2 protein-coding genes are annotated in these 4,096 nt (G+C 39.8%); both read right to left on the bottom strand.

Going from position 1 to position 4,096, the window contains the following annotated elements; translation table 11 throughout:
• Nucleotides 1-135 precede the first annotated feature (135 nt).
• Entirely contained in the window at nt 136-1,473 is a 1,338-nt protein-coding gene (locus tag ACWB0I_RS17415; RefSeq protein WP_479389364.1) for a sigma-54-dependent transcriptional regulator, read from the bottom strand.
• Nucleotides 1,474-1,555: 82 nt separating this feature from the next.
• Nucleotides 1,556-4,096 (bottom strand): ATP-binding protein (locus ACWB0I_RS17420; protein WP_479389365.1); only part of this gene is annotated, 2,541 nt, incomplete at its 5' end.

The raw sequence follows: 4,096 nt of genomic DNA on the forward strand, positions 1-4,096 counted from the left end.
GGCATGGACGACTATGTCAGCAAACCCATCGATCTGGAAGAGATTCAAACGGTTATTGCTTCCTGGGGCGAGAAAATTTTACAAAAGAAGAAAGCCTCGCCAGAAGCTTGATCGTTATCCGCCGGGCAGAAATAATCAGATACCTAATCGCTTTTTTTTCTTAAATAACGATGTGCGGTTAATGCCCAGTATTTTTGCCGCTTCGTTGATTTTGCCATTGGTTTGATCTAAAACTTTCAAAATGATTTTCCGTTCGCACTTTTCCAGTTCCTCTTTAAGAGAACCGGCAAATGAATCATCTTTTCCGTATGGGAGGTCGTTCATTTGCTGCTGCAGTTCTCCCAGCCCAATTGTAGAATTACGGGCAAAGACAACGGTTTTTTCGACTACATTTTTTAATTCGCGCACGTTGCCCGGCCAGGAATAGCGTTTCAATTCGTCCAGCGCCTGAGGGGTAAAATCAGTTATTTTTTTATTATAAGTATCGGCAAATTCACGCAAAAAATGTCGGGCTAACGGTTCAATATCTTCTAAGCGTTCCCTTAACGGAGGGACATTAATATGAACCACATTTAATCTGTGATAAAGGTCTTCTCTAAATTTGCCATCTTCTATTAAGCGGTAAAGGTTCTTATTCGTCGCCGCAATAATACGAATGTCCACTTTCACATATTTGTTCGAGCCCAACATCATAAATTCTTTGTCCTGTATTACATGTAATAGCTTGGCCTGAAGAGCCATATCCATATCGCCAATTTCATCTAAAAAAAGCGTACCGCCATTGGCCGCCTGAAATTTGCCCGATTGTTCATGGATGGCGCCGGTAAAGGCGCCTTTTTTGTGTCCAAACAATTCGCTCTCTAATAAGTGTGTGGGGATGGCTGCGCAATTTAGTTTTATGAAGGGGCCGGAAGAACGATTACTGGTCAGGTGAATGGCCCTGGCCACTAATTCTTTTCCGGTGCCGGTTTCACCCGTGATTAAAACTTTGGTGTTTAAGGCGGCTACCTGTTCTATGGTGTTAATGATGTTATCTATTGCTTTACTACGCCCAATGATCTTGTATCTGTTTTTTAGTTCGGTCATCAGACGAGATTTTTCTTCGAACAGAATCTGCCTTTCCAGGGCATTTTTTAAGGTGATTTGTAATTTTTCCGGGTCCACAGGTTTTTCTACAAAATCGAATGCCCCTTTTTTGATCGCTTCGACAGCAATAGAAATTGTACTCTGTCCCGAGACCATAATTACAGAGATATCTTTATCGAAATCGCGGATCTTCTCGATGAGTTCAAGCCCATCCATGCCTGGCATTTTTACATCTAAAAAGACCAGATGGTAGGTTGCTTTTTTTAAGTAATCCAGCGCCCTAACGGGATTTGCGCAGGTTTCTACTTCATATTTTTTGTACACTAATAAATTTTTTAATGATTGTAAAAAATATTCATCATCGTCAACAATTAAGATTCGATACATCAAAAAACCCTGACTTTATTTTTTGTTAGATAAAAAAACTGTGCAAAGAATATACCATTTTTGAATAGGCGTTTATTGGGATTTAGCTCCTGTTATTCGAATCGTTTTGTTGCCGGAAAGCATCATGGTTGCTAATTGGCAACATTATTTTAACTATCGTCGAAAAATTTTCTGTTGAATAAATAGAAATTTCGCCATGATGTTCTTGAATGATTTTTTTGGCAATGGCCAGGCCCATGCCGGTCCCTTCTTTTTTGGTGGTAAAGTAGGGTTCATAAATTTTGTCCCTGATTTCCTGAGGAATGCCGGGGCCAGTATCGGCGATATCGATTTCTACATAGGCATTAAATTGATCATGCACGGCATCAATTTTATTAACGGTAATTGCAATCGCCCCTTCGCCTCGAATGGCATCGATGGCATTTTCGATAATGGCTTGCAGAGCCATCTGGATCTGCTGTTCATCTACAAAAATGCGATCAACATCTGAAGAGAAGTCAAGATAAAAATGAACCGATTGTTCAGAATAACTTTTGAACACGGCAATGGTTTGGCGGATTAAATCCTCCACGCCTATCCAGCCGGGTTTTGGTCTTTCCAGATTGGTGAACTTTAAAAAATTGATGGTTTTGTTTTTTACGCGATTGATTTCCTGCAGCATTAATTTAAGTTCAGGTTCAATAATCGTATATGTTTCCGGGGCCATATCAGCTAATTTCAAATTAAGAGTGGTCATGTTCAGGGTTATTGAAGATAAGGGAGCTTTAATGTCGTGCGCCATTTTTTGTACGGTTTTACTCCATACCTTTAAGCGATCGTCTTCGATTGGTCTGGAATAATCATTAATTTCAAAATAAAAACCATGCGTGTAACCGAATAGGACTTTAATCGGTTTGGCGTAGAGTAGGGCTTTTAAATGGACATTATTTTCATTGATTAAGATTTCTTGCTTAATATTCTGTAAATTGTGCAGTAAGTTCTGCACAATTTTTAAGAATGACGGATATTCGGCAAATAGTTCCAGCACGGAGCGATCTTTGTATTCGGTAATTCCCAATTTAAATTGATCGATAATGGCATGGTTCATGAATTTGATTTTTCCGTTAGGAGTTAACAGCATCACTCCGCGATCTGGATTGCTTAAGATGGAGTGTAAGGTTGTTCGGTAGGCTGAAAAATTATTATAAACTTGAACGCCCTGCTGCACAATTAAAAAGGCCAACAAAAACAAAAAGACATGCCGAATATAGCGAAATGAATAAAGGGGATTTAACTGATAGCTAAGAAAATATTTTTGTCCACTACACTGCAAATAAAGTTGATCGGGGTCCTCGCCGTTTTTTTTGATCGAGAGATTGTAAAATCCATTAAATAAATTGGGCACCGGGATTTGCACAAACTTTCGAAAATCGCTGCTAAATAATTGCAGCATATTTTCATGATGCGTCAATAATTCAAAGTTAAGGTTTTTATCCAGGTTTAAATCTGATAGCAAAATGTTTCTAAAATAAACCGCATAGTGATAAGGATTTTTGAGCTCAAGAGAGGGCGAAACATGGTAAATGAATTGATGTTTGGTGTCGATCAATATGGTTTTCATTTGATTTTTATCAGATTGAATGAGCGTCCAATCCATTCCTTTCAAATCAAGGCGTTTGAGCTCCTGTCCCTGCCAATTGAAGAGCATTAAACGAGCAAATGGTCGAGCTTTGCTCCTGTTTATGAGTAGGGTGATGATCCGCTCATTTTGCAAACCAAAAGGCAAAGCAATGATTTCGGATTTTAAAAATGGGAATTCTACCGGTGGAAAAACAAAATTTAAGCGGCGATCAAAGGCTATTAAATAGGAGGAATGGTCAAAAAAATTGGCAACGGAATCGGCATTTCCAAAGGCGAAGCTGCCTTTCATTAAGACATAGGCGTTGTGATTAACGTTTACTTTTTCAGGATTGGCCAAAAAAGCGCTGCCCGGTAATGAGCGGCGCAGCAATTGTTGTTTACGGATGCTGTAGCAATAAAGCCCTCTGGGATGAATGGCTGCGCCGGCCATCACATTAAAAATCAGCTCGTCATAACGGTCTCCATCAGAATCTAAAAATACGCCGGAAATGGGTCGGATATCCCATTTTTTATTTTTTTGGGGAGAGCGGGCAATGTATTTCCGGTAGAGAAGAAAGCCAGACGGCTGCTGATAATCGACAGCGTACAAAAACAGGGAATCGGCGGTTTTTGTAAAGACGTAAACTTCGTCGCTGCCATCATGATTGTAATCGCCAAAGATCATGGAGTTGGGCAGCCAGCGTTCTTCAAAAGTCCACTGATCGATTAAGCCGCCATTGTAAGCATAGATTTTGAGCGCGGCTTCATTGATGTTTTGTTGGTATTTTAGAACGGCCAGTTCGCTGTAGCCGTCGTGGTCGAAATCGTGATATTGAATGCAGGGATTGGGAAAGCTTCGTCTGTCCGTTTCTATTTTTACATTGAATAATTGGAACCATTGTGGTATGAAGGGCTGGACGGCCAGCGTCAACAGCAGCGCGATGGCACCAATAAACAGATAAAGCCTGAAATTAGGGGTAATTTTTAATTTCATCTTTAAAATTAAAATAAATCCATTTACATT

It is taken from the genome of Caldithrix sp. (genome assembly GCF_056497305.1).